The sequence below is a fragment of the Polaromonas hydrogenivorans genome, assembly GCF_040105105.1.
In the GTDB taxonomy this organism is placed as follows: domain Bacteria; phylum Pseudomonadota; class Gammaproteobacteria; order Burkholderiales; family Burkholderiaceae_C; genus Polaromonas; species Polaromonas hydrogenivorans.
In genome coordinates this window covers 2860987-2886014 of record NZ_CP157675.1, presented here as the reverse complement: position 1 = coordinate 2886014, position 25028 = coordinate 2860987, and the positions used below count along the sequence as shown (strand labels likewise).

At 62.1% G+C, this 25028-nt stretch carries 25 protein-coding genes; 20 read left to right on the top strand and 5 right to left on the bottom strand.

Annotated features, from left to right (window positions below; all coding sequences use genetic code 11):
- Position 1 precedes the first annotated feature (1 nt).
- The 6 genes from benA (at position 2) to ABLV49_RS13855 (ending at position 6592) form a co-directional block, all read left to right on the top strand.
- Positions 2–1363 (top strand): benzoate 1,2-dioxygenase large subunit, encoded by a 1362-nt coding sequence (benA, locus tag ABLV49_RS13880; RefSeq protein ID WP_349277250.1) that lies wholly within the window; start codon positions 2–4, stop codon positions 1361–1363.
- Between the two features lie 9 nt (positions 1364–1372).
- Complete coding sequence (benB, locus tag ABLV49_RS13875) at positions 1373–1861, top strand: benzoate 1,2-dioxygenase small subunit (RefSeq protein ID WP_349277249.1); 489 nt, start codon at positions 1373–1375, stop codon at positions 1859–1861.
- A gap of 19 nt (positions 1862–1880) precedes the next feature.
- A complete protein-coding gene (benC, locus tag ABLV49_RS13870; protein ID WP_349277248.1) occupies positions 1881–2888 on the top strand; it encodes a benzoate 1,2-dioxygenase electron transfer component BenC in 1008 nt (335 codons plus the stop codon).
- Positions 2889–2946: 58 nt separating this feature from the next.
- Positions 2947–3726: a 1,6-dihydroxycyclohexa-2,4-diene-1-carboxylate dehydrogenase gene (locus ABLV49_RS13865; protein WP_349277247.1), complete on the top strand. Its 780-nt coding sequence runs from the start codon at positions 2947–2949 to the stop codon at positions 3724–3726.
- Positions 3727–3823: 97 nt separating this feature from the next.
- Positions 3824–5188, top strand: coding sequence for an MFS transporter (locus tag ABLV49_RS13860; protein WP_349277246.1), 1365 nt, complete (start codon positions 3824–3826; stop codon positions 5186–5188).
- 201 nt (positions 5189–5389) lie between these two features.
- Complete coding sequence (locus tag ABLV49_RS13855) at positions 5390–6592, top strand: benzoate/H(+) symporter BenE family transporter (protein WP_349277245.1); 1203 nt, start codon at positions 5390–5392, stop codon at positions 6590–6592.
- Between the two features lie 21 nt (positions 6593–6613).
- On the opposite strand, the gene ABLV49_RS13850 is transcribed toward ABLV49_RS13855, so the two are convergent.
- Positions 6614–7504 carry a DMT family transporter gene (locus tag ABLV49_RS13850; protein WP_349277244.1) on the bottom strand — a complete coding sequence of 297 codons (891 nt, stop codon included), beginning with the start codon at positions 7502–7504 and terminating at the stop codon, positions 6614–6616.
- Positions 7505–7594: 90 nt separating this feature from the next.
- On the opposite strand from ABLV49_RS13850, the gene ABLV49_RS13845 reads away from it, so the two are divergent.
- The 12 genes from ABLV49_RS13845 to ABLV49_RS13790 all read left to right on the top strand — a co-directional run bounded on the left by ABLV49_RS13845 (position 7595) and on the right by ABLV49_RS13790 (position 20120).
- Positions 7595–8509: a LysR family transcriptional regulator gene (locus ABLV49_RS13845; RefSeq protein ID WP_349277243.1), complete on the top strand. Its 915-nt coding sequence runs from the start codon at positions 7595–7597 to the stop codon at positions 8507–8509.
- A gap of 190 nt (positions 8510–8699) precedes the next feature.
- Positions 8700–9044, top strand: a complete 345-nt coding sequence (locus tag ABLV49_RS13840) for a hypothetical protein (RefSeq protein ID WP_349277241.1) — start codon at positions 8700–8702, stop codon at positions 9042–9044.
- Positions 9045–9063: 19 nt separating this feature from the next.
- The gene (locus ABLV49_RS13835; protein WP_349277239.1) at positions 9064–9477 is read left to right on the top strand and encodes a hypothetical protein; all 414 of its coding nucleotides are present in this window, start codon (positions 9064–9066) and stop codon (positions 9475–9477) included.
- A 386-nt stretch (positions 9478–9863) separates the two neighbouring features.
- Positions 9864–10961, top strand: coding sequence for a dimethylsulfone monooxygenase SfnG (sfnG, locus tag ABLV49_RS13830; RefSeq protein ID WP_349277237.1), 1098 nt, complete (start codon positions 9864–9866; stop codon positions 10959–10961).
- Between the two features lie 16 nt (positions 10962–10977).
- Entirely contained in the window at positions 10978–12192 is a 1215-nt protein-coding gene (locus tag ABLV49_RS13825; RefSeq protein WP_349277235.1) for an AMP-binding protein, read from the top strand.
- Between the two features lie 14 nt (positions 12193–12206).
- Positions 12207–13004 carry an ABC transporter ATP-binding protein gene (locus tag ABLV49_RS13820; RefSeq protein WP_349277233.1) on the top strand — a complete coding sequence of 266 codons (798 nt, stop codon included), beginning with the start codon at positions 12207–12209 and terminating at the stop codon, positions 13002–13004.
- Between the two features lie 21 nt (positions 13005–13025).
- On the top strand, positions 13026–13907 hold the full coding sequence (locus tag ABLV49_RS13815; protein WP_349277231.1) for a branched-chain amino acid ABC transporter permease: 882 nt from the start codon (positions 13026–13028) through the stop codon (positions 13905–13907).
- Between the two features lie 12 nt (positions 13908–13919).
- On the top strand, positions 13920–14987 hold the full coding sequence (locus ABLV49_RS13810; protein WP_349277229.1) for a branched-chain amino acid ABC transporter permease: 1068 nt from the start codon (positions 13920–13922) through the stop codon (positions 14985–14987).
- Between the two features lie 52 nt (positions 14988–15039).
- Positions 15040–16365 (top strand): ABC transporter substrate-binding protein, encoded by a 1326-nt coding sequence (locus tag ABLV49_RS13805; RefSeq protein WP_349277228.1) that lies wholly within the window; start codon positions 15040–15042, stop codon positions 16363–16365.
- 87 nt (positions 16366–16452) lie between these two features.
- Positions 16453–17694, top strand: a complete 1242-nt coding sequence (locus ABLV49_RS13800; RefSeq protein WP_349277227.1) for an acyl-CoA dehydrogenase family protein — start codon at positions 16453–16455, stop codon at positions 17692–17694.
- A gap of 144 nt (positions 17695–17838) precedes the next feature.
- Positions 17839–19092 carry an SfnB family sulfur acquisition oxidoreductase gene (locus ABLV49_RS13795; RefSeq protein WP_349277225.1) on the top strand — a complete coding sequence of 418 codons (1254 nt, stop codon included), beginning with the start codon at positions 17839–17841 and terminating at the stop codon, positions 19090–19092.
- Positions 19093–19355: 263 nt separating this feature from the next.
- Positions 19356–20120, top strand: coding sequence for an ABC transporter ATP-binding protein (locus ABLV49_RS13790; protein ID WP_349277223.1), 765 nt, complete (start codon positions 19356–19358; stop codon positions 20118–20120).
- A gap of 287 nt (positions 20121–20407) precedes the next feature.
- On the opposite strand, the gene ABLV49_RS13785 is transcribed toward ABLV49_RS13790, so the two are convergent.
- From ABLV49_RS13785 to ABLV49_RS13770, 4 genes are all read right to left on the bottom strand, one after another.
- Positions 20408–20800 (bottom strand): cupin domain-containing protein, encoded by a 393-nt coding sequence (locus ABLV49_RS13785; protein WP_349277221.1) that lies wholly within the window; start codon positions 20798–20800, stop codon positions 20408–20410.
- A 46-nt stretch (positions 20801–20846) separates the two neighbouring features.
- Positions 20847–21461, bottom strand: coding sequence for an undecaprenyl diphosphate synthase family protein (locus tag ABLV49_RS13780; protein WP_349277219.1), 615 nt, complete (start codon positions 21459–21461; stop codon positions 20847–20849).
- Between the two features lie 461 nt (positions 21462–21922).
- Complete coding sequence (locus ABLV49_RS13775; RefSeq protein WP_349277217.1) at positions 21923–23020, bottom strand: IS5 family transposase; 1098 nt, start codon at positions 23018–23020, stop codon at positions 21923–21925.
- A gap of 101 nt (positions 23021–23121) precedes the next feature.
- Positions 23122–23565, bottom strand: coding sequence for a PRC-barrel domain-containing protein (locus ABLV49_RS13770; RefSeq protein ID WP_349277215.1), 444 nt, complete (start codon positions 23563–23565; stop codon positions 23122–23124).
- A 425-nt stretch (positions 23566–23990) separates the two neighbouring features.
- Here ABLV49_RS13770 and ABLV49_RS13765 point away from each other — a divergent pair, with 425 nt between their 5' ends.
- Complete coding sequence (locus tag ABLV49_RS13765; protein WP_349277213.1) at positions 23991–24206, top strand: hypothetical protein; 216 nt, start codon at positions 23991–23993, stop codon at positions 24204–24206.
- Positions 24207–24333: 127 nt separating this feature from the next.
- Entirely contained in the window at positions 24334–24957 is a 624-nt protein-coding gene (locus tag ABLV49_RS13760) for a tyrosine-type recombinase/integrase (RefSeq protein ID WP_349277212.1), read from the top strand.
- Positions 24958–25028: the final 71 nt, after the last annotated feature.

The window sequence follows — 25028 nt, the reverse complement described above, 5'->3', positions numbered from 1 at the left end:
TATGAGCACCCCTACGCACACTTCCAGCGTCCAGGATCGACTCGATGGCATGCTGGTCGAAGACAAAGAGCAGCACATCTATCGCCTCAACCGCGCCGCTTTCACCGATCCCGAGTTCTTCGAACTGGAGGTCAAGCACCTGTTTGAAGGCAACTGGATTTACCTGGCCCACGAAAGCCAGATTCCGGACAACAACGATTACTTCACGACCTATATCGGCCGCCAGCCCATCGTGATCACGCGCAACAAGCAGGGCCAGCTCAACGCCCTCATCAACGCCTGTTCGCACCGTGGCGCCACGCTGGCCCGCCGCAAAAAGGGCAACAAGGCCAACTTCACCTGCACCTTCCACGGCTGGACGTTCAACAACAGCGGCAAGCTGCTCAAGGTGAAAGACGGCAACGACGCGGGCTACCCCGAGTCCTTCAACAAGGAGGGCAGCCATGACCTGAAGAAGATCGCGCGCTTTGAAAGCTACCGTGGTTTCCTGTTCGGCAGCCTGAACGACGATGTCAAGCCGCTGTCCGAATTCCTCGGCGAAGCCACCAAGATCATCGACATGATCGTGGACCAGTCGCCCGAGGGCCTGGAAGTGCTGCGCGGCGCATCGACCTACACCTACGACGGCAACTGGAAGCTGCAGACCGAAAACGGCGCTGACGGCTACCACGTCAGCTCGGTGCACTGGAACTATGCGGCCACGACCAACCACCGCAAGCAAAGCGAAGCGGGCGACAACGTCAAGGCGATGGACGCGGGCAGCTGGGCCAAGCAGGGCGGCGGCTTCTACTCCTTCGAGCACGGCCACATGCTGCTGTGGACCAAGTGGTTCAACCCGGAAGACCGTCCGGCCCACGCCATTCGCGACGAACTGGTTGAAAAATTCGGCCAGGCCCGCGCCGACTGGATGATCAACCACTCGCGCAACCTGTGCCTGTACCCCAACGTGTACCTGATGGACCAGTTCGGCTCGCAGATCCGTGTGCTGCGCCCGATCTCTGTGGACAAGACCGAAGTCACCATCTACTGCATCGCGCCCAAGGGCGAATCCGCCGAGGCGCGCACCCGCCGCGTGCGCCAGTACGAAGACTTCTTCAACGCCACCGGCATGGCCACGCCCGACGACCTGGAAGAGTTCCGCGCCTGCCAGCAAGGCTACGCCGGCATTGCGCTGCCCTGGAACGACATGTGCCGTGGTTCGACCCACTGGGTCGAAGGCGCCGATGCCGCCGCCCAGGAAATCGATTTGCACCCCACGCTCAGCGGTGTGAAGACCGAGGACGAAGGTCTGTACACCGAACAACACCGCTACTGGCTCGAAGCCATGCAGCGCGCCGTTGCCGTTGATTCTGAACAAATCTGAGAGCCCGCCATGACCATGACGATTGACCAAGTTCAAGCCTTCCTCTACCGCGAAGCCCGTTTGCTCGATGACAAGCAGTGGGACGAGTGGCTGACCTGCTATGCCCCCGAGGCCGAATTCTGGATGCCCGCCTGGGACGATGACGGCGAAATGACGCGAGACCCGCAGTCTGAAATCTCGCTGATCTACTACGCCAACCGAGGGGGTCTGGAAGACCGTGTGTTCCGCATCAAGACCGAGCGTTCGGCGGCCAGCATGCCCGAGCCACGCACCGGCCACCACCTCTCGAATGTCGAGATCGTGTCGCAGGACGGCAGCGAGGTGTGCGTGCGCTTTAACTGGAACACGCTGAGCTACCGCTACAGCATGACGGACAGCTACTTCGGCACCTCGCATTACACGCTCGATGTATCGGGCGCGCAGCCGGTCATCAAGCGCAAGCGCGTCGTGCTGAAAAACGACTACATCCACCACGTCATCGACGTCTATCACATCTGAGTGGAAAGGAAAACCCACCATGAGCCACCATATCGCCTTGCAATTTGAAGACGGCGTCACCCGCTTCATTGACGCTTCCCCCACTGAAACCGTCGCCGATGCAGCCTACCGCCAGGGCGTGAACCTCCCGCTGGACTGCCGCGACGGCGCTTGCGGCACCTGCAAGTGCTTTGCCGAGTCCGGCCAGTTCACGATGGGCGAGTACATCGAAGACGCGTTGAGCGAAGACGAGGCCGAACAAGGCTTCGTGCTGACCTGCCAGATGCGCGCCCAAAGCGATTGCGTCGTCCGCGTGCCATCTTCGTCCAGCGTCTGCCGCGCCGAGAAGGCCAGCTACGAAGCGGCGATCAGCGAGGTGCGCCAGCTCTCGCCCAGCACGATTTCCCTGTCGATCCAGAGCGACGCCCTGAACAAGCTGGCTTTCCTGCCCGGCCAGTACGTCAACCTGCAGGTGCCCGGCAGCGCCCAGACCCGCGCTTATTCGTTCAGTTCGCTGATCAAGGGCGGCCAGGTGTCCTTTTTGATCCGCAATGTGCCCGGCGGCCTGATGAGCAGCTACCTGACGGCCCTGGCCAAGCCCGGCGAGCGCATGACGCTGGCCGGCCCGCTGGGCAGCTTTTACCTGCGCGACATCAAGCGGCCGCTGCTGATGCTGGCCGGTGGCACGGGCCTGGCGCCGTTCACCGCCATGCTCGAAAAAATCGCCGAGCAGGGCAGCGCCCACCCGCTGCACCTGATCTATGGCGTGACCCACGACGCCGACCTGGTGGACATGGACAAGCTCGAAGCCTTTGCGGCCCGCATCCCGAACTTCACTTTCGCCGCCTGCGTGGCCAGCGCCGAGAGCAGCCAGCCGAAAAAAGGCTATGTGACGCAGCATATCGAGCCCGGTCATCTGCACGACGGCAACGTGGACATCTACCTGTGCGGCCCGCCGCCCATGGTCGAAGCGGTCAATCACTTCATTCGTGAACAAGGCATTCAGCCGGCGAGTTTTCACTACGAAAAATTCGCAGCCAGCGCCTGATCGCGTTGTTCATCCTTCCATTCGGCCCATGCGTTGCGGGCCTTTTTAAGTAGTCATCATGAATCCACGTTTTCACAACAAGGTCGCGGTGGTCACCGGCGCGGCCCAGGGCATTGGCCGCAGCGTTGCCTTGCGCATGGCCGCCGAAGGCGCGCGCCTGGTGCTGGTCGATCGCTCCGATCTGGTCTATGAGCTGCGCGATGAACTGGCAGCCACGTCCGCCGAAGTGCTCGCGCTGACGGCCGACATGGAAAAAAGCGCCGATTGCCAGCAGGTCATGAAATCCGCCGTCGAGCGCTTTGGCCGGCTGGACATCCTCATCAACAACGTCGGCGGCACCATCTGGGCCAAGCCTTTCGAGCATTACAAGGAGGACGAGATCGAGGCCGAAGTGCGCCGCTCGCTGTTCCCGACCCTGTGGTGCTGCCATGCGGCGCTGCCGCACATGCTGGCGCAGGCCAGCGGCGCGATTGTCAACGTGTCGTCGATTGCCACGCGCGGCGTCAACCGCGTGCCTTACGGTGCGGCCAAGGGCGGCGTCAATGCTTTGACGGCCTGCCTGGCGATTGAAACGGCCGAGCGTGGCGTGCGTGTCAATGCGGTCGCCACGGGCGGCACCGAGGCGCCGCCGCGCCGCATTCCGCGTAACACCGCCGAGCAGACCGAGCAGGAAAAAGTCTGGTACCAGCAAATCGTCGATCAGACCATTGCTTCGAGCCTGATGAAGCGCTACGGCACGATTGACGAACAGGTCAGCGCCATCTTGTTCCTCGCCTCCGACGAGGCGTCCTACATCACCGGCGTCACGATGCCGGTGGGCGGCGGCGACCTCGGCTGAGGCCATTTTCCGCAACCTTTTTCGTCACCTCTCGTCACCTCAAGCAGGACGCTACGAATCCTGTCCTATCCCTATCCATAAAAGCGAGACAAATACCATGCGACAAATTGACGTTCACAAGCTGTCCGACGAGGCCAGATTCAATGGCTTTCACGGCAAGGTGCTGTTGTGGTGCGCCCTGATCATCATCTTTGACGGCTACGACCTGGCGGTGGCAGGCATCGCGCTGCCGTCGATCATGAAGGAAATGGGCGTCACCGCCCAGAACGCCGGCTTCATGGTCAGCTCGGCCCTGTTCGGCATGATGTTCGGCGCCATCTTTCTGGGCACCATCGCCGACAAGATTGGCCGGCGCAAGGCCATCGCGATCTGCATCTTCCTCTTCAGCGTGTTTACCGCAGCAGCGGGATTTACCCACGACCCGTATGCGTTCAGCGCGATGCGCTTCCTGGCGGGCTTGGGCATAGGCGGCGTCATGCCCAACGTCGTGGCGCAGATGACCGAGTATTCACCCAAGAAGATTCGCGCCACCATGGTCACGCTGATGTTCAGCGGCTATGCCGTCGGCGGCATGCTGGCCGCCTTGCTGGGCAAGGGGCTGATCGAAGCCTACGGCTGGTCGTCCGTCTTCCTGGCCGCCGGTTTGCCGGTGATCCTGATCCCGTTCATCCTGAAGTCGATGCCCGAGTCGATGCCCTTCCTGATCAAGGAAAACCGGCTGAGCGAGCTGAAGAAAATCGTCTCGCAGATGTCGCCTGGCTACCGGCCTGATGACAATGACCGCTTCGCGCTGCCCTCGGAAGACAAGGCCGAAGGCGCGCCTATCGGCAAGCTGTTCCAGGATGGCCGGGGCTTCAGCACCGTGATGTTCTGGGTCACCTTCTTCATGTGCCTGTTCATGGTCTATGCCCTCAGTTCGTGGCTGACCAAGCTGATGGCGAGCGCCGGCTACAGCCTGGGTTCTGCGCTGACCTTTGTGCTGGTGCTCAACTTCGGCGCCATGATCGGCGCGGTCGGCGGCGGCTGGCTGGCCGACCGCTTCCATATCAAGTATGTGCTGGTGGGCATGTACGCGCTGGCGGCCGTGTCGATCACGCTGCTGGGCTACAAGGTGCCCACCGAAGTGCTGTTCCTGCTGGTCGGGCTGGCCGGCGCCTCGACGATTGGCACGCAGATCGTCACCTATGCCTATGCCGGCCAGTTCTATCCGATGGCGATCCGTTCGACTGGGATCGGCTGGGCGTCCGGTGTGGGTCGCAGTGGCGCCATCCTGGCGCCCATCGTGATCGGCACGCTGGTGGGCATGTCGCTGCCGCTGGAGCAGAACTTCATGGCCATTGCCATTCCCGCAGTGATCGCGATGATTGCCGCGTCGATGATCAACCATCGCCGGTCCGCCTCGGCCAGCCATGACAGCGTGAGCGTGCTGACGCCTGCGGCTTCAGCGATGGCTGGCAAGTAAGAAGCAGGAAGCAAGCGCTCCGGTTCTTGTGAACCAGAGCGCATTCGTTTCAACCCGCAAACAGCTTTTTAGCATCAAACAGGCCTCTTGCGCACGCCTGCTATGCGCAAGAAGCTATGAATTTGGTAGCAAAAAACTGTGGGGCGCCTTGAGCGCTGTGATGACACATCAGGGTGATTTCGCTCCAAGGAATGCTTGTTCATGAAAAAAGACTTTTCCCTGTCAGCCGTCACGGCTGGATTCCTGGCCGTGCTGATTTCCTATGCCGGTCCGCTGGTGATATTTTTCCAGGCCGCCCAAAGTGCCCATGTCTCCGCAGAAATGATGTCCTCCTGGGTCTGGGCCATTTCAATCGGGGCAGGGGTATCAGGCATCTTGCTGAGCTGGTGGCTCAAGGTGCCGGTCGTGACGGCCTGGTCCGCACCGGGCACGGCCTTGCTGGTGACCTTGTTCCCCGCCATCACGCTCGGGCAGGCCGTCGGGGCTTACCTGGTGTCGGCGGTCATTATTTTCATCATTGGCGTGTCCGGTTATTTTGACAAGCTGGTGCAGGCCATCCCCAAAGGCATTGCCAGCGCCATGATGGCGGGCATTTTGTTCCAGTTTGGCGTCGGCGCGTTTCAAGCGGTCACATCGATGCCGCTCATCACCTTTTGCATGATGGGCATTTATTTGCTGTTCAGGCGCTTGTTGCCACGCTATTGCCTGGTGATTTTGCTGGTGATCAGTCTGGTGCTGGCGGTGGCCCTGGAGGGCGTGAGCCTGGCCGGCGTGACATTCACTCTGGCCAGCCCGGTGTTCATCACACCCGAGTGGACCTGGGGCGCTACCCTGAGCCTGGCGCTGCCGCTGGTGCTGGTCAGCGTGACGGGGCAGTTCTTGCCGGGCATGGCCATCTTGCGCAGTTCGGGCTACAGCACGCCGGCCCGTCCCATCATCATCACGACCAGCCTGGCCTCGCTGGGCGTGGCATTTTTCGGCGGCATCACGATTGTGATTGCGGCCATCACGGCAGCGCTTTGCACCGGCAAGGATGCCCATGAAGACGCCAAAAAGCGCTATGTGGCGGGCATTGCCAACGGCGTGTTTTACCTGGTGGGCGGCTGCTTTTCCGGCACCATCATCTTGTTTTTTGCGGCCTTGCCCAAAGAGCTGATCGCGGTGCTGGCCGGACTGGCCCTGCTGGGCGCGATTGGAGGCAGTCTGGCCGGTGCAATGAACGAAGCCGATCACCGGGAGGCCTCGATCATCACCTTTTTGGCCACGGCGTCGGGCATGACGTTCTGGGGCCTGGGGTCGGCGTTCTGGGGAGTGGTCATTGGCGCGGTAGCCTATTTGCTACTGCATAAGCCATGGTTTCTTCCCGCGAAGGCGAGGCGAACAAATAGTACTACTGTGTCATAAAGTTAATTCGCAGCTGACAGCTCACCCGCGCCGGGCTGTCGTCCACAGCGCCGCCACGACGATGAGCCCGCCGCCGAGCCAGCCCGTGATGCTCAGCCCTTCGCCCAGCCACAGCACCGCGAACAGGGCGCCGAAGGCCGGCTCGCTGCTCGTCAGCAAGGCGACGCGGCTGGGCGATGTGCGCTGAAGCGCCCAGTTCTGCGCGAAAAAAGCGAACACGGTGCAGCCCAGCACTAGGTAGGCGCTGGCCAGCCAGAAGGCGCTGTCAATCGGCAGCGGCGGCAGTTGGCCGGGCATCAACAAGGCCAGCAGCAGGCTGCCAAACCCGATGACGCCGGCCTGCACCGCTGTCAGCGCCAGGGCTGGCGCGCTGCTGCGCCGGGTCAGCTTGCTGGTCTGGCACACCGTGATGGCGCGCAGCACGGCGGCCGCCAGCATCAATCCATCGCCCAGGCCGAACTGCCCGGCCAGCCCGCCGCTGAGCAGGGCCGCGCCCAGCAGCGAGATGCCGGCAAACACAAACATCGCCCTGGCCGGTCGGCTGCCCAGCAGCCACCATTCCACAAAAGGCGTGAACACCACGCACAGGCTGATCAAAAACGCGGCGTTGCTGGCCTGCGTGTGCGCGACGCCAAAGGTTTCGCACAGGAAAATGCCCAGCATCAAGGCGCCCAGCGGCAGGCCGGCCCGCATGGCGTCAACGCGTTGCCGGCCCGTGGCGCGCAGCAGCGCCGGCAGCAGCAGGACAAACGTGAGGATGAAGCGAACGGCCAAAAAGCCCAGCACCGGGTAAAAGGCCAGCGCGCCCTTGGCCACGCCATAGCTGGTTCCCCAGACCACGGCCACCCCGAGCAGCGTCAGGTCGGACAGGCGAAGCAGGCTTCTGGGCTGCGGCAGGGTGAGGGTCGTCATGGCGAAGGCTCGTGATGGGGAACAGGCAGGAATTATTGATTCGACTGCGCAGCGTGATAATCCTGTCAAACAGAACAGCACTTGTGCGCCATGAGCATCAATAACCCACTCGATAATCTGCCCGACATGGCCGTATTTGTCCGCGTGGTGGACGCCGGCAGCTTCTCGGCCGCCGCCCGCCAGTTGGGCATCACCCCCTCGGCGGTCAGCCGGCAGGTGGCGCGCCTCGAAAGCGTGCTGCGGGTGCGCCTGCTGGAGCGCACCACCCGCAAGCTGCGCCTGACCGAGGCCGGAACAGCCGCCTACACCGGCTGCCAGGCCATGGTGGCCGCTGCGCGCGAGGTGCTGGCGCTGAGCGACACCCATGTCGCCACGCCGCGCGGGCTGGTGCGCATCAGCATGCCCAAGGCGTTCGGCCGCCTGGTGGTGCATCCGCTGATGGCGTCCTTCCTGCAGCAATACCCCGAGGTGGATGTGCAGCTTGTCATCACCGACCGCACGGTGGACCTGTTCGAGGAAAGCATCGACCTGGCCATCCGCATCACCGACGCGCCGCCGCCGGGGCTGGCCGGGCGGCCGCTGATGCGGATTCGCCACCTGGCCTGCGCCAGTCCGTCCTACCTGGCGGCGCACGGTACGCCCGGGCATCCGCGCGACCTGGCCCGGCACAGCTGCCTGTACCTGGGCGAAGACGAGCGCGACCGCCACTGGCGGTTCCGGCGCGCCGGGGACGAAGTCACGCTCAAGGTGAGCGGCCGCTACGTGGCCAACCACAGCGAAGTGCGGCTCGAAGGAGCCCTGGCGCACCTGGGCATTGCCAGCCTGCCCGAATTCACCGCCCGCGCAGCCCTGGCCAAAGGCGAGCTGGTCACGGTGCTGGACGACTGGGAGCACGCGACCGACTACGCCGGCATGGCCTGGCTGCTGTACCCGCCGAACCGCTTCCTGCCGGCCAAGCTGCGCGTGTGGATTGATCACCTGGTGGCGGGCCTGCTGCCCCCATGACGTCAACGCTGGCTCAAGGACAGATTGCGGCCCGTTTGTCTTTGTTGGCTACACCCTTTACTTCCTGCAAGCCACTGCCGGTCTATTTCATCGTCCCGGATCAATGGGGGAGTGCTATAAATAAATGCCATCCCAATGGCTGGAAATAAGGGGTTCACTCGGCATTCAACCCAATGAAAGGGGAGTCGCAATGCGCAGTTCTTTTATTTATCCCATCCTCGGCGCCGCGCTGCTGGTCTGCTCGCAGGCAGGCTTTGCGCAGGAAGCATCGGTCAAGATCACGTCCCCGGTGGAGGGCGCCAAGCTCGATACCATGGCCAAGACCAGCGTTGCCTACGAAGTCATGCCCGGCCCCAAGGGCGACCATGTGCATCTCTACGTGGACAGCAAGGAAGTGGCCATCCTGCGCCAGCTCAAGGGCAGCTACGCGCTGACCAGCCTGGCGTCCGGCCCGCACGACATCTGCGTCAAGGTCGTGGACAAGGGCCACACGCCCATCGGCGTGGAGCAGTGCGTCAAGGTGAGCGTCAACTAGCCTTCATGCGGTCGCCCTCATGGAACTGCAAAACCTGAGCTATGCGGCCATCCAGGTGGTGCACAACTTCGGCGCCGTCGCCGTGGTCGGCAGCGCTGCCTGCGCGCTATGGCTGGGGCCGCAGTTCACCGGGATGCGCAAGCCGCTGGCTTGGATCATGCTGGCCGGATGGACCGCGCAGGCGGCCAGCGGCGGGGCTTTTGGCTTTGTCAGCTGGCTTTATTACGGACGCTTCCAGGACATCCACGGCATCGCGGTTGCCGCGCTGCTGGTCAAGATGGCCTGCGCTGCTGCGGGCTTCGGGCTGGCCGCGACGTATATTTACCGTGGCTCCGGCTGGAGCCAGCGGGCACGGCAAGCGACCTGGCGCGCGCTCGCCGCGCTGGCCGCGACGGCGCTGACTGCTGCTGCGGTGCTGCGCTGGTTTTCTTGAGGCGCCGGTTGGGAAACAACCCTACCAACAGCCGAATACGCAAAGCGCGCCATGCGCACAGTGAGTCGGCCGCCGGGCCGAAACCCCGGCCAGCCCAACCACGCAAAGCCAGCCCGGCAAGCAAATCGCAGCGCGTGACCAGCGGCAAACCACGCAAGACCAGAACTGCGCGCCCACATGGGCCGGGCGTCAGCAGGCGCCGTGCAGTTGTTTCCCAGCCAACAGTTGTTCAGCATTTTGTGGTTTCGCAAGGCACTGAAAATCTTGAATTTTTAAGTTAAGTTATTGATTTTAAATGATTTTTATACGTGGCATGGTTGCTGCTATTGAAGAGGTGAAGCGCACGCACTGTGCAATCCAACCACTCTTTAGAAGGAATTCATGCCATGAGCCAGGAACAGATCAAATTCGCCTACTGGGTGCCCAACGTCAGCGGCGGCCTGGTCGTCAGCAAGATCGAGCAGCGCACCAGCTGGAACATTGACTACAACCGCAGACTGGCGCAGATCGCCGAGAAGGCCGGTTTCGAATACGCGCTGTCGCAGATTCGCTTTACCGCCGGCTACGGCGCCGAATTCCAGCACGAGTCGGTGGCCATCAGCCACGCGCTGCTCGCGGCCACCGACAAACTGCGCGTCATCGCCGCTATCCTGCCCGGCCCGTGGAATCCGGTGGTGTTGGCCAAGCAGATCGCCACCATCGACCACCTGACGAATGGGCGCGTCGCCGTCAACATCGTCTCGGGCTGGTTCCGGGGCGAGTTCCAGGCGATTGGCGAACCCTGGCTGGAGCATGACGAACGCTATCGCCGCTCCGAGGAGTTCATCGAGGTGCTCAAGGGCATCTGGACCACCGACAACTTCAGCTACCAGGGCGATTTTTACCGGATTCACAACTACAGCCTCAAGCCCAAGCCGCTGCAGCAAGCGCCGCATCCGGAAATTTTCCAGGGCGGCAGCTCGCGCGCGGCACGCGACATGGCCTCGCGTGTCTCCGACTGGTACTTCACCAACGGCAACACGGTCGAAGGCATCAAGGCCCAGGTGGACGATATTCGCGCCAAGGCCGCCGCCAATGGCCACAGCGTCAAGGTGGGCGTGAACGCCTTCATCATCGCCCGCGACACAGAGGAAGAAGCGCGTGCCGTGCTGGCCGAGATCATTGAAAAAGCCGATCCGGAAGCGGTCAACGCCTTTGGCCACGAGGTCAAACAGGCCGGCAAGGCCAGCCCGGAAGGCGAGGGCAACTGGGCCAAGTCCACGTTTGAAGACCTGGTGCAGTACAACGACGGCTTCAAGACCAACCTGATCGGCACGCCGCAGCAGATCGCCGAGCGCATCGTCGCGCTCAAGGCCGTCGGCGTGGATCTGATCCTCAGCGGTTTTCTGCACTTTCAGGAAGAGGTCGCCTACTTCGGCGAGAAAGTGCTGCCGCTGGTGCGCGAGCTGGAAGCCGAACCGGTTCCCCTGAAGCTGGCAGCCTGAACGGCGCAGACGGGCCATGACTCAGACCGTCAACGCCGCATCAGCAGCGCCTGCCACGCTCCCGCACTGGCTGCAGCGCCAGTCATATCAGCAGGCCGGGCGCATTGCCCTGCGCCACAAGCGCCTGGGCGTGTGGCAGCAGCGTTCCTGGGCGCAAGTGGCCGATGAGGTCGGGCGTCTGGCCACGGCGTTGCGGGCCAGCGGCTTTGCCGAAGGGGCAACGCTGGCGATACTGAGCCGGCCGCGTCCCGAAGCCCTGCTGGCGGCGCTGGCGGCGCAATGGCTGGGCGGCGTGGCCGCGCTGCTGGACCCGCTGGATGCGGCGGCCGGGCAGATTGCGCTGCTGCGCGGGCTGCAGCCGGAGGCTGTTTTTGCCGAAGGGCTGCAGGAACTCGAACGCCTGCGCGCCAGCGCCCAGTCGCCGGGACTGGTGCTGTACGCCGATGGGCGCGGCGTGGCTGGCCAGAACCTTGCCGGCTCTGCATGGGTGGACTGTGCGCAGCTGGCGGCGCCGCGCGCGGGCGATGGCGTGTTGCCAGTGCAGGCGCGGGCCGAACGCACGGCGTTTGTCTTTTATCGATATGCCGCCAGCGGTTGCGTCGAGCAGCAGCGCATTACCCATGCCGAGCTGCTGCAGCAAGGACAGCGCCTGGTGCTGGCCGAGCAGCTTGGCGCGGGCGAAGAGGCACTGGCCGCACGCGCTTTTGCCGCCAGCGGCCAGGCGCGCTACCTGCTGGCGCCGTGGCTGATTGCTGGCTTTTGCCTGAATTTTCCCGAGAACCTGACCACCCGCGACAACGACCGGCGCGAACTGGGGCCGACGCTGGTGGCCGGCACCCTTGAAACCTATACGCGCCTGCATGAACTGGTGCAGTCCCGCCTGCCGCAGCCGGGCAGCGTGCAGCGGCGCCTGGTGGACTGGGCGCTGGCTGCGCAGCCCGGCGCGGTGCGCAGGGTGCTGGGCGAATGGCTGGTGCGCCGCCCACTGCGCGATGTGATCGGTTTCACCCGAACCCGTGCGCCGTTGCTGGTGGGCGAGCCCTTGTCCAACAATGCGCAGGCTTTCTTTGCCGCGCTGGGCATAGCGGTGCGCGCCTGGCCAGATCCGGCGCAGTGGCACAGCCCGGCCGTCGCGCCAGCCGTACCAGTCCCGCCCACTGCGCCAGCCACGCCATCCTTGACAACACGGCAGCCCGGCGGCTGGAACCCTCACGGCGCACAGGCCGCCTGAAAGCAGAGCCACCCATGTCCGAAGTGATTTCCCCGCCCGCGTCCGCCTTGCCCCTGCTCACGCTGAACAACATTTCCCTCTCGTTCAAAGGCGTGAAGGCCGTCACCGACATCAGCTTTGCCGTTGCGCGCGGCGAAATCTGCGCCCTGATCGGCCCCAATGGCGCGGGTAAAAGTTCATTGCTCAACGTGATCAACGGCGTCTACCAGGCGCAGGAAGGCCGCATCAGTTTCGAGGGCGAAACCTGCCGGCGCATGCGCCCGCACGACGCGGCCGTGCGCGGCATTGCCCGCACCTTCCAGAACCTGGCGCTGTTCAAGGGCATGAGCGTGCTCGACAACGTACTGACCGGGCGCAACCTCAAGCGCCGCAGCAGCTGGCTGGAGCAAGCCCTGCGCCTCGGCCGCGCCGCGCCCGAAGACGACCGCCAGCGCGAAGCCGCCGAGCGGGTGATCGAGTTTTTGCACATTCAGCCCTGGCGCAATGCCCTGGTCGGCAAGCTGCCCTACGGCCTGCAAAAACGCGTCGAGCTGGCTAGAGCCCTGGCGTCCGAGCCGAAATTGCTGCTGCTCGACGAGCCGATGGCTGGCATGAATGCCGAGGAAAAGCAGGAGATGAGCCGCTTCATCCTCGACATCAACCGCGAGTTCGGAACCACCGTGGTGCTGATCGAGCACGACATCGGCGTGGTCATGGGCCTGTCCCACCATGTGGTGGTGCTGGACTACGGCCGAAAAATCGGCGACGGCACGCCGCAGGAGGTGCGCTCCAACCCCGAGGTGATTGCCGCCTACCTCGGCACCCGCCATTGACCCCGCAAGGAACGAAAGACCATGGAATTTTTCTTTGAAGTGCTGATTGGCGGCTTGCTGGCGGGGGTGATGTACTCGCTCGTGGCCATCGGCTTTGTGCTGATTTACAAGGCTTCGGGCGTGTTCAATTTCGCTCAAGGGGCTATGGTGCTGTTTGCGGCGCTGACCTTTGTCAGTCTGCACGAGCGCGGCATGCCGTTCTGGCTGGCGTTCGCGGTCACGCTGGCGGCGATGGTGGCGATAGCCCTGCTGGTCGAGCGCCTGGTGTTGCGCCCGCTGGTCAACCGCTCGCCCATCACCCTGTTCATGGCGACGCTGGGCCTGTCCTACATGATCGAGGGCGCGGCCCAAGCCTTGTGGGGCGCGCAGGTCCACGGGCTGGAGCTGGGCATCAGCGACGAGCCGCTGGCGCTGGGCGGCGTGCTGCTGTCGCAGTTTGACTTGTTCGCGGCGGGCACGGCGGCGGTGCTGGTCACGGCGCTGTCGCTGCTGTTCAGCAAGACGCGCATCGGCCTGTCGCTGCGCGCCGTGGCCGACGACCCGCTGGCCGCGCTGGCGGTCGGCATTCGCCTGCAGCGCATCTGGGCGGTCGTGTGGGCGGTGGCCGGTTTTGTCGGGCTGGTGGCCGGGCTGCTCTGGGGCGCGCGGCTGGGCGTGCAGTTTTCGCTCTCGCTGGTGGTGCTCAAGGCACTGCCGGTGCTCATCATCGGCGGCTTCTCGTCCATCGGCGGGGCCATCGTCGGCGGCCTGATCATCGGCGCGTCGGAAAAGCTGGCCGAAATCTACCTTGGCCCGGTCATCGGTGGCGGCCTGGAGAACTGGTTTCCCTATGTGCTGGCGCTGCTGTTTTTGCTGGTGCGCCCGGCGGGCCTCTTTGGCGAACGCGCCATCGAGCGGGTCTGAGGAGGCATCGCCATGCTCTACAACGAAGCCGGCCAGTTCAGCATTTCCTACGCGGGCGAGAGGCGCCTGTTCCGCCTGCGCCAGGACCGCTGCGCGCTGGCGCTGCTGCTGGCTTTTGCCTTTGTCGTCGTGCCTTTCGTGGGCAACGACTACTGGTTCAGCGCCATCCTGATTCCCTTTCTGGTGCTGTCGCTGGCCGGACTCGGCCTGAACCTGCTGACGGGTTACGCGGGGCAACTCTCGCTGGGCTCGGCGGCCTTCATGGCGGTGGGTGCGTTTGCCGCCTACAACTTCGGTCTGCGCCTGCCCGGCCTGCCGCTGCTCGCCAGCCTGTTTCTGGGCGGCGTGACGGCGGCGCTGGTGGCCGTGGTGTTTGGCCTGCCCAGCCTGCGCATCAAGGGCTTTTATTTGATCGTCTCCACGCTGGCGGCGCAGTTCTTCGTGTCGTGGGCGCTGACGAAATTCGGCTGGTTTTCCAACGACAACGCTTCGGGCGTCATCAGCGCGCCGCCGCTGACCATTTTCGGCGCCGATTTCAGCTCGCCAGTCGGGCGCTACCTGCTGACCTTGGGCGTCGTGGCGGCGCTGTTCTGGCTGGGCAAGAACCTGGTGCGCAGCGAGCTGGGCCGCAACTGGATGGCGGTGCGTGACATGGACACGGCCGCCGCGGTCATCGGCATCCCGCTGCTCAAGACCAAGCTGCTGGCGTTTGCGCTGAGCGGCTTTTTTCTGGGCATTGCCGGTTCGCTTTGGGCCTTCACCTACCTGGGCACGGTGGAGCCGCACGGGTTCGATTTGAACCGCTCTTTCCAGGTGCTGTTCATCATCATTCTCGGCGGGCTGGGAAGCATCCTGGGTAACTTTCTGGGCGCCGCCTTCATGGTGCTGTTTCCGCTGCTGCTGTCGAACCTGGCCGGTGCGCTGCCCGTGGGCCTCATCGATCCGGGCCAGCTGGAGAACTTGCAGAAGTTCATTTTTGGCGCGCTGATCATCGCCTTCCTCATCAAGGAGCCCGAAGGGCTGGCGCGCCTGTGGCAGCGTTGTCGGGAGCGCGCCCGCCTGTGGCCGCTGCGCTACTGATTTTTTAGCTCTGTTTTTCATCATTTCATCATCCAACAAGGAAACCCTCCCCATGTTCAAACCCACTTTCGCCCGCAGTCTCGTCCTGGCGCTGAGCCTGGCCGCCGCCGCTGTCACTGCCCAAGCCGAGCCCGAGCAGTATTTCCCGCTGCAAAGCTACCGTGTTGGCCCCTATGCGGCGGGCGGCACCGGATTTTTCGGCGGCTTCATCGACTACATGCAATACGTCAATGCCAACGGTGGCGTCAACGGCGTCAAGCTGACCTGGAGCGAATGCGAAACCGAGTACGTGGTCGAAAAAGGCGTGGAATGCTACGAACGCCTGAAAAAAGGCCTGAACGGCGCTCCGGCGGCGGCCACCAACCCGCTGTCCGTCGGCATTGCCTACGCCACGCTGGACCGCTCGACCGCCGACAAGCTGCCGCTGATCACCATCAACCACGGCCGCACCGATTCGACCGACGGCAGCGTGTTTCCGTATGCCTTCCCGCTGCAACTCAATCCGTATTCCGAGGTGTCGGCCATCGTCAACTACATCGGCAAGCAGGCCGGGGGGCTGGACAAGCTCAAGGGCCAGAAGATCGTCACGCTCTACCACGGCTCGCCCTACGGCAAGGAAACCATTCCCGTGCTCGATCTGCTGGCCAAAAAATACGGCTTCACGGTCGAGCATGTCGAAGTGCCGCACCCCGGCAACGAGCAGCAGTCGCAGTGGCTCAACATCCGCCGCGCCAAGCCGGACTGGGTGATTTTGCGCGGCTGGGGCGTGATGAACCCGGTGGCGTTGAAAACCGCGCAGAAAGTGGGTTTTCCGGCCAACCGCATCATCGGTAACATCTGGAGCAACTCCGAGGACGACGCCGCTCCTGCCGGTGCCGCCGCCAAGGGCTTCATCTCCATCACCACGCACCCGTCGGGCACGCAATTTCCGGTCCTTCAGGGCATCAAGAAAACCGTCGTCGATGCCGGCAAGGGCAACCTGGCCGACCCGAAACGCTTCGGCTCGGTCTATTACAACCTGGGCGTGGTCAACGGCATCTTGAACGTCGAGGCGCTGCGCATCGCCCAGGACAAGTTCGGCAAGAAACCCTTGACTGGCGAGCAGGTGCGCTGGGGTTTTGAAAACCTCAAGCTCGACGACGCCCGCCTCAAGAGCCTGGGCGCGCTCGGGCTGGTGCAGCCGCTCAAGCTGTCCTGCGCCGACCACGAAGGCGGCGGCGCGGTGCGCTTTCAGCAGTGGGACGGCCAGAAGTGGAGCGTGATCAGCGACTGGGTGCAGGCCGACCGCGCCCTGCTGCGCCCGATCATCGAGGAATCGGCCCGCAAGTACGCCAAGGAAAAAGGCATCACGCCGCGCGACTGCGGCAAGGAAGGCTGAATCCTGCGCCCTGTCTGAAATATCTCCTGATTGATCCACCCCGGCGGCGGGCGCAAGAGCCCGCCGCCAGCAACCCCCGACACCACCATGAGCCACAACTCGATCCTCTTCAACCTGTCCATCGGCACCGACTACGAACGGCTGGCCAGCCGCTTTCGCCCCATTTTTTCGCGCATCGCTGAAGGCGCGGTCGAGCGCGAGCGTTCGCGAAGCCTGCCTTACGAGCCCATCAAGTGGCTCAAGGAAGCCGGCTTTGGCGCGGTGCGCGTTCCGGTCGCCCACGGCGGCGCGGGCGCTTCGGTGCCGCAGCTGTTTCGCCTGCTGATCGAACTGGCCGAAGCCGATTCCAATGTGCCGCAGTCGCTGCGCGGCCATTTCGCCTTTGTCGAGGACCGCCTGAACGCCCCGCCCAGCCCCGAGCGCGACATCTGGTTCCAGCGCTTTGTCGCCGGTGAGCTGGTGGGCAATGCCTGGACCGAAATCGGCAGCGTCAAGATGGGTGACGCCATCACCCAGGTCACTCCGGCAGAGGAGGGCGGCTGGCGGCTCAACGGCACCAAGTTCTACAGCACCGGCAGCATTTTTGCCGACTGGATCGACGTGTACGCCAAGCGCACCGACACCGGCGGCGATGTGATTGCCGTGGTCAGCACGCGCCAGGACGGCGTGACGCTGAGCGACGACTGGGACGGCTTTGGCCAGCGCACCACCGGCAGCGGCACCTCGGTCTTTGTCAATGCCCAGGTCGAGGCGGTGAACGTCATCGACTTCGCCACCCGCTTCAAATACCAGACGGCGTTTTACCAGCTGGTGCTGAACGCCGTGCTGGCTGGCACCGCCAGGGCGGTGGAGCGCGATGCGGCGCGCGAAGTGCGCGAGCGCACCCGTATCTTCAGCCACGGCAACGCCTCCAGCGTGGCCCAGGATGTGCAGATTCAGCAGGTGATCGGTCGGATTTCGGCGCAGGCCTACGCGGCCGAGGCCGTCGCCATCCGGGCCGCCGAACCGGCGCAGCGCGCCTACGAGACCCGGTTTGGCGGCAACGACGAGGCCGAGCACCAGGCCAACATCGACGCTGAAATCGAGTCCGCCAAGGCGCAGGTGGTGCTGGCCGACCTGGTGCTGCGCGCCGCCTCCGACCTGTTCAACGCGCTGGGCGCCTCGGCCGCCCGCGAAGCCAAGGCGCTGGACCGCCACTGGCGCAATGCGCGCACCGTGGCCACCCACAACCCGCTGATCTACAAGGAAAAAATCATCGGCGACTGGGTGATCAACGGCACCGAACCGCCTTATGTCTGGCAGATCGGCGCGGGCACGCCGGGCAAGTAATCACTTTTCATCCGTCATTCCCGCGCAGGCGGGAATCCAGTACGGCGCTCGAACAAAGCTCAGCCCTTCGTAATGCGACTGGATTCCCGCCTGCGCGGGAATGACGGTGTTGATCCCTTTTCCTTTGATTTCAAGGAGTTCACCATGACTGCCACCGCCACCCTGGAACGCCCACGCGTCAACTCTCTCGCGCCTTTCGCGCCGCGCCCCCGCCCTGTGCAGGCGGCCCATATCATCCGCAGCGACGCCGAGGCGATTGAGATTGCCCACCGCCTGGCCGCCCGCTTTGCCCCCGAATCGGCGCTGCGCGACCGCGAAGGCTTCTTGCCGATTGACGAGATCGACGCCTACTCGCAAAGCGGCCTGTGGGGCCTGAACGTGCCCAAGGCTTATGGCGGCCCCGGCGTGTCCTACGCCACGCTGGCCGAAGTCGTCGCCATCATTTCGGCAGCCGATTCGAGCATTGCCCAGATCAGCCAGAACCATTTCGTGCTTGTCGCCCATGTCGGCCTGGACGCCAGCGAGGCGCAAAAGCGCGAGCTGTTCGGCTTGGTGCTCCAGGGGCACCGCTTCGGCAACGCCTTTTCCGAACTGAACAGCCGCAACGTGGCCGCTTTTGAAACGAAAGTGGTGGTGCACGGCGACGAGGTGGAAGTCAGCGGCCAGAAGTTCTACACCACCGGGGCGCTGCTCTCGCACATCGTTCCCATCGTCGCCGTGAATGAAGCTGGCAAGGGCTACATCGTCTTTGCCGACCGCGACACGCCCGGCCTCACCGTGATCAACGACTGGTCGGGCTTTGGCCAGCGCACCACCGCCTCGGGCTCGGTGAAGATCGAGCGGGTGCGCGTGCCCCAAAGCCGCGTCGTGCCGATTGACGCCTTCGACCACCCGACGGCCGCCGGGCCGATTTCGCAGATCATCCAGGCCGCGATTGACGCCGGCATCGCACGCGGCGCGCTGGCCGACTCGATTGACTTCATCCGCACCAAGAGCCGCCCGTGGATCGACAGCGGCAAGGAAACCGCTGGCGAAGACCCGTTCACCATCGCCGCCATCGGCGACCTGCAGATCAGGCTGCACGCCGCCGAGGCGCTGCTGGAGCGCGCCGGCCGCCTCGTCGATGCGGCGCTGGCGAATGCGACTGAAGCCGGGGTAGCCGCCGCCACGGTCGGCACGGCCGAAGCAAAGGTGCTGACCACGCAGGTAGCGATTGAAGTGACCAACCGCCTGTTCGAGCTGGCCGGCACGCGTTCCGCGCTGACGGTTCACAACCTCGACCGCCACTGGCGCAACGCCCGCATCCACACCCTGCACGACCCGGTGCGCTGGAAGTTTTTCCACATCGGCAACTATTACCTGAACGGCGTGAACCCGCCGCGCCATCCGTGGAACTGAAGCGGCTTGCTGCTTGCGCCGGACTGCGCTGGTATTTTGCTATTTAATCAATAGCTGCTGATGCCCGTGCAGCATGCGCCAGAGGCTTAAATGACTGAATATTGCAGTCATTCGGGCTGTCTGCGGTTGCCGTCGCAATGCCTCTGGCCTGTTTCAAGCCGTGTTTCAGCGTTATTTCTTGATGGAATTCGCCTTTTGCGCAGGACTGGCAAGCGCATACAGCTATCAATTAAAGAGCAATGACTCCCTCACCACAACCCTCCATGCCCAGCACTCCCATTTTGCAGATCGACGACATCGAGGTCGTCTATGAGCAGGTCATTCTGGCCTTGCGCGGTGTTTCGCTCACGGTCCGGGCCGGCCAGATCGTCGCGCTGCTGGGCGCCAACGGCGCGGGCAAAAGCACCACCCTCAAAGCCGTTTCACACCTGATCCGCGCCGAACGCGGCGACCTGACACGCGGGCGGATTCTGTACCGGGGCGAGGACATCGGCCAGCATGACCCGGACGCGCTGGTGGCCGGCGGGCTGGTGCAGGTGCTCGAAGGGCGGCACTGCTTTGCCCACCTGACGGTGGAAGAAAACCTGCTGATCGGCGCGTTCGTGCGCAAGGTCTCGCGGCGTGCGATGCAGGCGGACCTGGAGCGCATCTACGGCTATTTTCCGCGCCTCAAGCTCAGGCGCAAAAGCCTGGCCGGCTACACCTCGGGCGGCGAACAGCAGATGGTGGCCATCGGCCGGGCGCTGATGGCCAAGCCGCGCCTGGTGCTGCTCGATGAACCGTCGATGGGCCTGGCGCCGCAGATCGTCGAGGAAATCTTCGACATCATCGCCCGGCTCAACCGCGACGAGGGCGTGAGTTTTCTACTGGCCGAGCAGAACATCAGCATTGCGCTGCGCTACGCGCAGTACGCCTATGTGCTGGAAAGCGGGCGCGTCGTCAGCCAAGGCCCGGCGCAGGTGTTGGCGCAGCGGGGGGACATGCATGACTTTTACCTGGGTGGGCAGCGCGCCGTTGCCACGGCTTGAGTGGTTTGTTGCAAGCCCTTTTCAAACTTGGCGAAATCCAATCAGCGATCAGCGATCAGCGTTTAGCTACTGGCCGCTTCAGACTGACAGCGGCTGTACGGATTTCCGAACTGGTCGCTCCAAACCGGTCACCGAACTCTGCAAGTCGAATGTCGGCTATGTGGCGATGATTTCAACGATTGCAGCACCCGCACCCGACCAATAGTAGGCGTTCGCTGTCAATGAATCTGTCTGCACGCGCAGCACTCAGCCCCGGAGACAGACTGGATACAAGTCGTGTCGACTCTCTATTCTGTCGTTTTGCCGTCGAAGTGTTCGTTGTCGGCCTCCGCGTCGGCGCGGGTATGGTGGACGACGCCGTCCCGATGATTCGGCGGCGCATAGAGCGTATAGAGCTTCAGCGGAACACTGCCGGTATTGATGATGTTGTGATTCGTTCCCGCCGGGACGACTACCGCGAAGCCGGCTTGGATCGCCGTCCGAACGCCATCGAGAACTGCCTCACCGCTCCCTTCCTCCACGCGAAAGAACTGGTCGAGGTGGTGGACTTCCGCCCCGATTTCGTCCTTGGGCTTTAACGCCATCACGACGAGCTGACAGTGTTTTGCCGTGTAAAGCACACGACGAAACTCGTCATTCTTGACGGCGAGACTCTCGATATCCTGCACAAAACCTTTCATATCGACTCCTTCTTCGTAAGTTTTTCTCACGGGGCCGTTGATGCCATTACCCGCCGAGTGTCTGGTCCTGGTTTTTAAACCAGGCGAGTGCGTTCTCAAAATGCTGCGGATCAAAATCTGGCCAATATTCATCCCTGACATAGAAATCCGCATAAACCGATTGCACCGGGAGAAAACCGCTCAATCGGCATCCCCCTCCCCAGCGTACGATTAAATCCAGACGTGAAACTTCATCTGAACGCAGGCCGCTGTTTTTAAGACCGGCCAGATCCCATTCCCAACCATAGTTGACGAGTAGATTTACCTTCATTCCAACACCTTGGCGCTGCCGGAATTCTTTTAATTCCTCGGGGAATTGTGTCGAGGTCTCATCGCCGACAACAAGCAGCGCCGCTCCACGGCGTGCGATCTCTAAAGCGAATGCAACGGTGGCCTCGCTGAACGCCTGTTTCTGAATGGAAGGCCGCTTGGTGTTGTCCTGGGTAAAGCAGTAGATTGAGGCTTCCTTGATCCCGCATTCTTTACATTTCTCATACAGCAGCAACCCCGGGTCGATACCATGAACATATCCGGCTTCTTTGGGCAGGCCATGATCGAGAGCCCAGCGGCGGTTTCCATCGGGAATGAAACCGACGTGACGCGGGACATTATTTTTCGCCATTGCAAACATTCTTTCAATACCCCGCGAACTGTCAACTAGAGATTCACCTCAATAGCGGCGGTGCAAAGAGGTCAGCTTAAACGTGTGCCAGCGAAAACCTAAAGTTTGACCGCTACGATGGTAGTTTATATACACGAACTCGGTCTGTGAGCCAATGAATGACTCGCAGTTCAATAATAGAAAATTGGCAGGAATTCTTCTGCGTTCAGGCGTAGGCAGTGCTTGGCCGTGTACAGCACACCCGTCAAAACTCGTCATTCTTGACGGCGAGACCCTCGATATCCTGCACAAAGGCTTTCATAAACAATGACCTAACAGGCTGCTGAAATACTGACTGCGCAGGCGCAGCAACTGGCTCGAAGTGGTTTGTTTTTGCGATTATTTTTCATATTTGAAAATCACAGTGCCTTTTGACGTTGCGGCTGGCGACCTGAATCGCTCCTGTCGCCTTTTTTATCCACTTATTGCCCCTGCAGACGGATTTGTCCCAAGGTGCGCATACGCGTGAGGTTGTAAGCAGCCATCGTCAGCACGAACATCTGGTCCACGCGCTCAAGCCCGCGCACCATCACCTGGCGAATCCCTCCTACCGTTTTGGCCCAGCCAAAGCCTTGCTCGATGAGCTTTCTTTTTTGCTGCGAGACGGCATAACCGTCTGTCCGGGCAATCGCATCGGGCACGGCCGAGCGCCGTCCTGAAGTGTTTTGCGCCACATGCGGCGTGACGCCCATCGCCAGGCACGCCTCGATGAACTCCTGCGCGTCGTAACCCTTGTCGGCTCCCAGCGTGAGGGCGGTTTGCGCGTCCGGCAGGGCTTGCCGGGCATCGCGCGCCATGACCTTGGCCGCTTCGCGCTCGGCGTAGCCGTCTGCCCGAGTGACCACGGCGCTGGCAATCAACCCGTGGCGGTTGTCGCTCAGCGTGTGGCCCATGAAGCGCAGCTCGCTGGCCGTCTTGCCCTTGCGGTACAGCCTGGCGTCAACGTCAGTGCTCGATTCGTGCGTCTCGTTCGAGCGCGTCTGCCCCTTGAAGCTGCCGTCTCCCTGGTCGCCGTCGCTGCCGTCCTTGCGCACAAAGCTCTTGTGACTCGCCCAGGCCTGAATAAGGGTGCCGTCCACGCTGAAGTGCTCGCCCGAGAGCCAGCCTTGCTTGTCGGCGCTTTGCAGCACATGGTTGAACAGTTCAATCACTGCGTCATGCTCAAGCAAGCGCTCACGGTTTTTCGTGAACACCGTGGGCACCCACACCGCATCCTCCATCGCCAGCCCGATAAACCAGCGGTAGAGCAGGTTGTACTGCACCTGTTCCATGAGCTGGCGTTCCGAACGGATGCTGTAGAAAACCTGCAAAAGCATGGCGCGCAGCAGCTTTTCAGGCGCAATGCTGGGCCGCCCGCCTTTGCTGTGCGCCTCATACATTGCGGCAAACAAATCGTCCATCTTCCCCAGCGCCGCGTTGACCATCTGGCGTATCGGGCGCAACGGATGGTCGGCCGGCACAAAGTCTTCCAGGCGATGCAGCGTGAACGGGCTTTCGGTGAAGGTGTCGGCTCCGCGCATGGATGGACTGGGTTGGTATCGGGTCAGAAAAGGGACTGCTTCAGATTATCGGGTGGGGTTGAAAACCGGCGAACTTCGATTTGAGGTATTTCAGCGGCCTGCTAAACGCGCACGTCGTCCGCGTACGGTTTTGTCCCATAGTAATCATGGATGCTCTTCGCCCACGACGGGTCGGCCATATTGGGCCAACTGTCCTGGTCGAATCCTGGGGCGCTTTCCAAGCGGTCCTTCTCGACGTTGAGTGTGAAACGTTTGTTCTGTGTATCAAGCGTCAACGCGTTCCACGGTACGGCGAACAGCTTCTCGCCCATTCCAAGGAAACCGCCAAAAGATAACACCGCATAACTAACCCGACCCGTGCGCATATCGAGCATGATTTCTTTGATGTCGCCAAGGTCTTCATTCTTCAGGTTATAGACATCGTTGCCAATGAGCGTGTTAGCGCCCATCAGTTCGGGACCGGGTCCTTGGCGCACGCCGGACCCCGACGCACTGATGGGGTTGACTTTGTACATGCCATAGGTGTCGCGCTCTTCATAGTTCATGTGATCCTCCGTTTGATAGCTTCAGTTGCTAAGTATTCAGAAGTTGAATTGGGAAATCATCAGGCGTTGCGGCCGCGAACCATGCCGGACTTTCAACTGAATTGATGTAGGAGAAGACCTTTGCGAGTTTCAGGCGTTGTCAATGAATCGGTCTGCACGCGCAGCGTTCAGCAACGCGGATGGCTCGGGTATATGTCATGTTCATTCTCTATTCCGTCGTTTTGCCGTCGAAGTGTTCGTTGTTGGCCTGCGCGTCGACGCGGGTACCCCAAAACCGTTTTGGCGCCTTCAAATCGAGCCGCGTAGCACTTGTTGTCGAGCCTTGAGCCGCCTTGATCGGTTTCTTTGTTCCCTGCTTGATCAATGTCTACTTAGGCTCGCAAAGGATGCGCAGAATTGGTGCTGTGTTAGGGAAGGAGTTGGCCATGACTTTAGAATTTCTGCATAAGATTTCAAAACAAACGTTGCCATTTACCGTCTCTGATCTTGATGAGATCGACAAGTTAAGAGTGCTGCGCGCCGCAGGTCATCTTGCTGTGCTCTTGCCGTCTTGCAATGCGAAAACCCCGTTCGCTCGAGTTTTGGCTATAACCAAGAAAGGGCGGGAAGCACTCCGCGGCCGTGACGACACAGCCGGTTGAACTATTCGGCTGCTTTGGGCACGTTGCCGGAGGTGACCAAGGTCCGCATTCCTGCCGCAAAAACTGTGCTTGCGCTACCCTGCGATCAGCCCAAAGTCGGACTCCCTCTATCAACAAAGAGTCCATCATGGAAAACACCACAGACCACGAACAACACACCCCCTGGAACAAGGGCGTGATCGTCGGGCAAAAATCTCCGTTCAAATTGAAGGAGATTTGGGTCATTCGGGTCCGCCTTCAACTTCAACACCGAGTGCGTGAACTCGCCATGTTCGACCTGGGATCGGACAGCAAACTGCGGGCCTGTGACCTGGTAAAGATGCGAGTGCGCGACATCTGCCATGGCGAACACGTATCGCCCCGAGCAACCGTGATGCAGCAAAAGACCTCGCGACCCGTTCAGTTCGAAATTACCCAACCGACCCGTGACGCAGTCAGTGATTGGATCAAAGAGGCCAAACTCGGGCAGGACGATTATTTGTTCCCCTGCCGTCTCCATGAGTCACCTCACATCGGAACCCGCCAATACGCACGAATTGTGGATTCTTGGGTCACAGAGATCGGGCTAAATCCGTCCGAATACGGAACACATTCGATGCGGCGAACCAAGGCATCCTTGATCTATCGACGGACGAAAAATCTGCGGGCGGTGCAACTGCTTCTTGGCCACACCAAGCTGGAGAGCACCGTGCGTTACCTTGGCATTGAGGTGGATGATGCTTTGGAGATGGCTGAGCAAACAGAAATTTGATCGGTAGTAGATGTCCGGCAAAAAAAGCGCTTGTTTGCTGGGCATCCAGAAAGCGGGTACTGGCGGCCGTC

Coding starts and splice junctions, on each gene's coding strand:
- benA (WP_349277250.1), top strand. CDS start 2: ATGAGCACCCCTACGCACACTTCCAGCGTCCAGGATCGACTCGATGGC.
- benB (WP_349277249.1), top strand. CDS start 1,373: ATGACCATGACGATTGACCAAGTTCAAGCCTTCCTCTACCGCGAAGCC.
- benC (WP_349277248.1), top strand. CDS start 1,881: ATGAGCCACCATATCGCCTTGCAATTTGAAGACGGCGTCACCCGCTTC.
- ABLV49_RS13865 (WP_349277247.1), top strand. CDS start 2,947: ATGAATCCACGTTTTCACAACAAGGTCGCGGTGGTCACCGGCGCGGCC.
- ABLV49_RS13860 (WP_349277246.1), top strand. CDS start 3,824: ATGCGACAAATTGACGTTCACAAGCTGTCCGACGAGGCCAGATTCAAT.
- ABLV49_RS13855 (WP_349277245.1), top strand. CDS start 5,390: ATGAAAAAAGACTTTTCCCTGTCAGCCGTCACGGCTGGATTCCTGGCC.
- ABLV49_RS13850 (WP_349277244.1), bottom strand. CDS start 7,504: ATGACGACCCTCACCCTGCCGCAGCCCAGAAGCCTGCTTCGCCTGTCC.
- ABLV49_RS13845 (WP_349277243.1), top strand. CDS start 7,595: ATGAGCATCAATAACCCACTCGATAATCTGCCCGACATGGCCGTATTT.
- ABLV49_RS13840 (WP_349277241.1), top strand. CDS start 8,700: ATGCGCAGTTCTTTTATTTATCCCATCCTCGGCGCCGCGCTGCTGGTC.
- ABLV49_RS13835 (WP_349277239.1), top strand. CDS start 9,064: ATGGAACTGCAAAACCTGAGCTATGCGGCCATCCAGGTGGTGCACAAC.
- sfnG (WP_349277237.1), top strand. CDS start 9,864: ATGAGCCAGGAACAGATCAAATTCGCCTACTGGGTGCCCAACGTCAGC.
- ABLV49_RS13825 (WP_349277235.1), top strand. CDS start 10,978: ATGACTCAGACCGTCAACGCCGCATCAGCAGCGCCTGCCACGCTCCCG.
- ABLV49_RS13820 (WP_349277233.1), top strand. CDS start 12,207: ATGTCCGAAGTGATTTCCCCGCCCGCGTCCGCCTTGCCCCTGCTCACG.
- ABLV49_RS13815 (WP_349277231.1), top strand. CDS start 13,026: ATGGAATTTTTCTTTGAAGTGCTGATTGGCGGCTTGCTGGCGGGGGTG.
- ABLV49_RS13810 (WP_349277229.1), top strand. CDS start 13,920: ATGCTCTACAACGAAGCCGGCCAGTTCAGCATTTCCTACGCGGGCGAG.
- ABLV49_RS13805 (WP_349277228.1), top strand. CDS start 15,040: ATGTTCAAACCCACTTTCGCCCGCAGTCTCGTCCTGGCGCTGAGCCTG.
- ABLV49_RS13800 (WP_349277227.1), top strand. CDS start 16,453: ATGAGCCACAACTCGATCCTCTTCAACCTGTCCATCGGCACCGACTAC.
- ABLV49_RS13795 (WP_349277225.1), top strand. CDS start 17,839: ATGACTGCCACCGCCACCCTGGAACGCCCACGCGTCAACTCTCTCGCG.
- ABLV49_RS13790 (WP_349277223.1), top strand. CDS start 19,356: ATGCCCAGCACTCCCATTTTGCAGATCGACGACATCGAGGTCGTCTAT.
- ABLV49_RS13785 (WP_349277221.1), bottom strand. CDS start 20,800: ATGAAAGGTTTTGTGCAGGATATCGAGAGTCTCGCCGTCAAGAATGAC.
- ABLV49_RS13780 (WP_349277219.1), bottom strand. CDS start 21,461: ATGGCGAAAAATAATGTCCCGCGTCACGTCGGTTTCATTCCCGATGGA.
- ABLV49_RS13775 (WP_349277217.1), bottom strand. CDS start 23,020: ATGCGCGGAGCCGACACCTTCACCGAAAGCCCGTTCACGCTGCATCGC.
- ABLV49_RS13770 (WP_349277215.1), bottom strand. CDS start 23,565: ATGAACTATGAAGAGCGCGACACCTATGGCATGTACAAAGTCAACCCC.
- ABLV49_RS13765 (WP_349277213.1), top strand. CDS start 23,991: ATGACTTTAGAATTTCTGCATAAGATTTCAAAACAAACGTTGCCATTT.
- ABLV49_RS13760 (WP_349277212.1), top strand. CDS start 24,334: ATGGAAAACACCACAGACCACGAACAACACACCCCCTGGAACAAGGGC.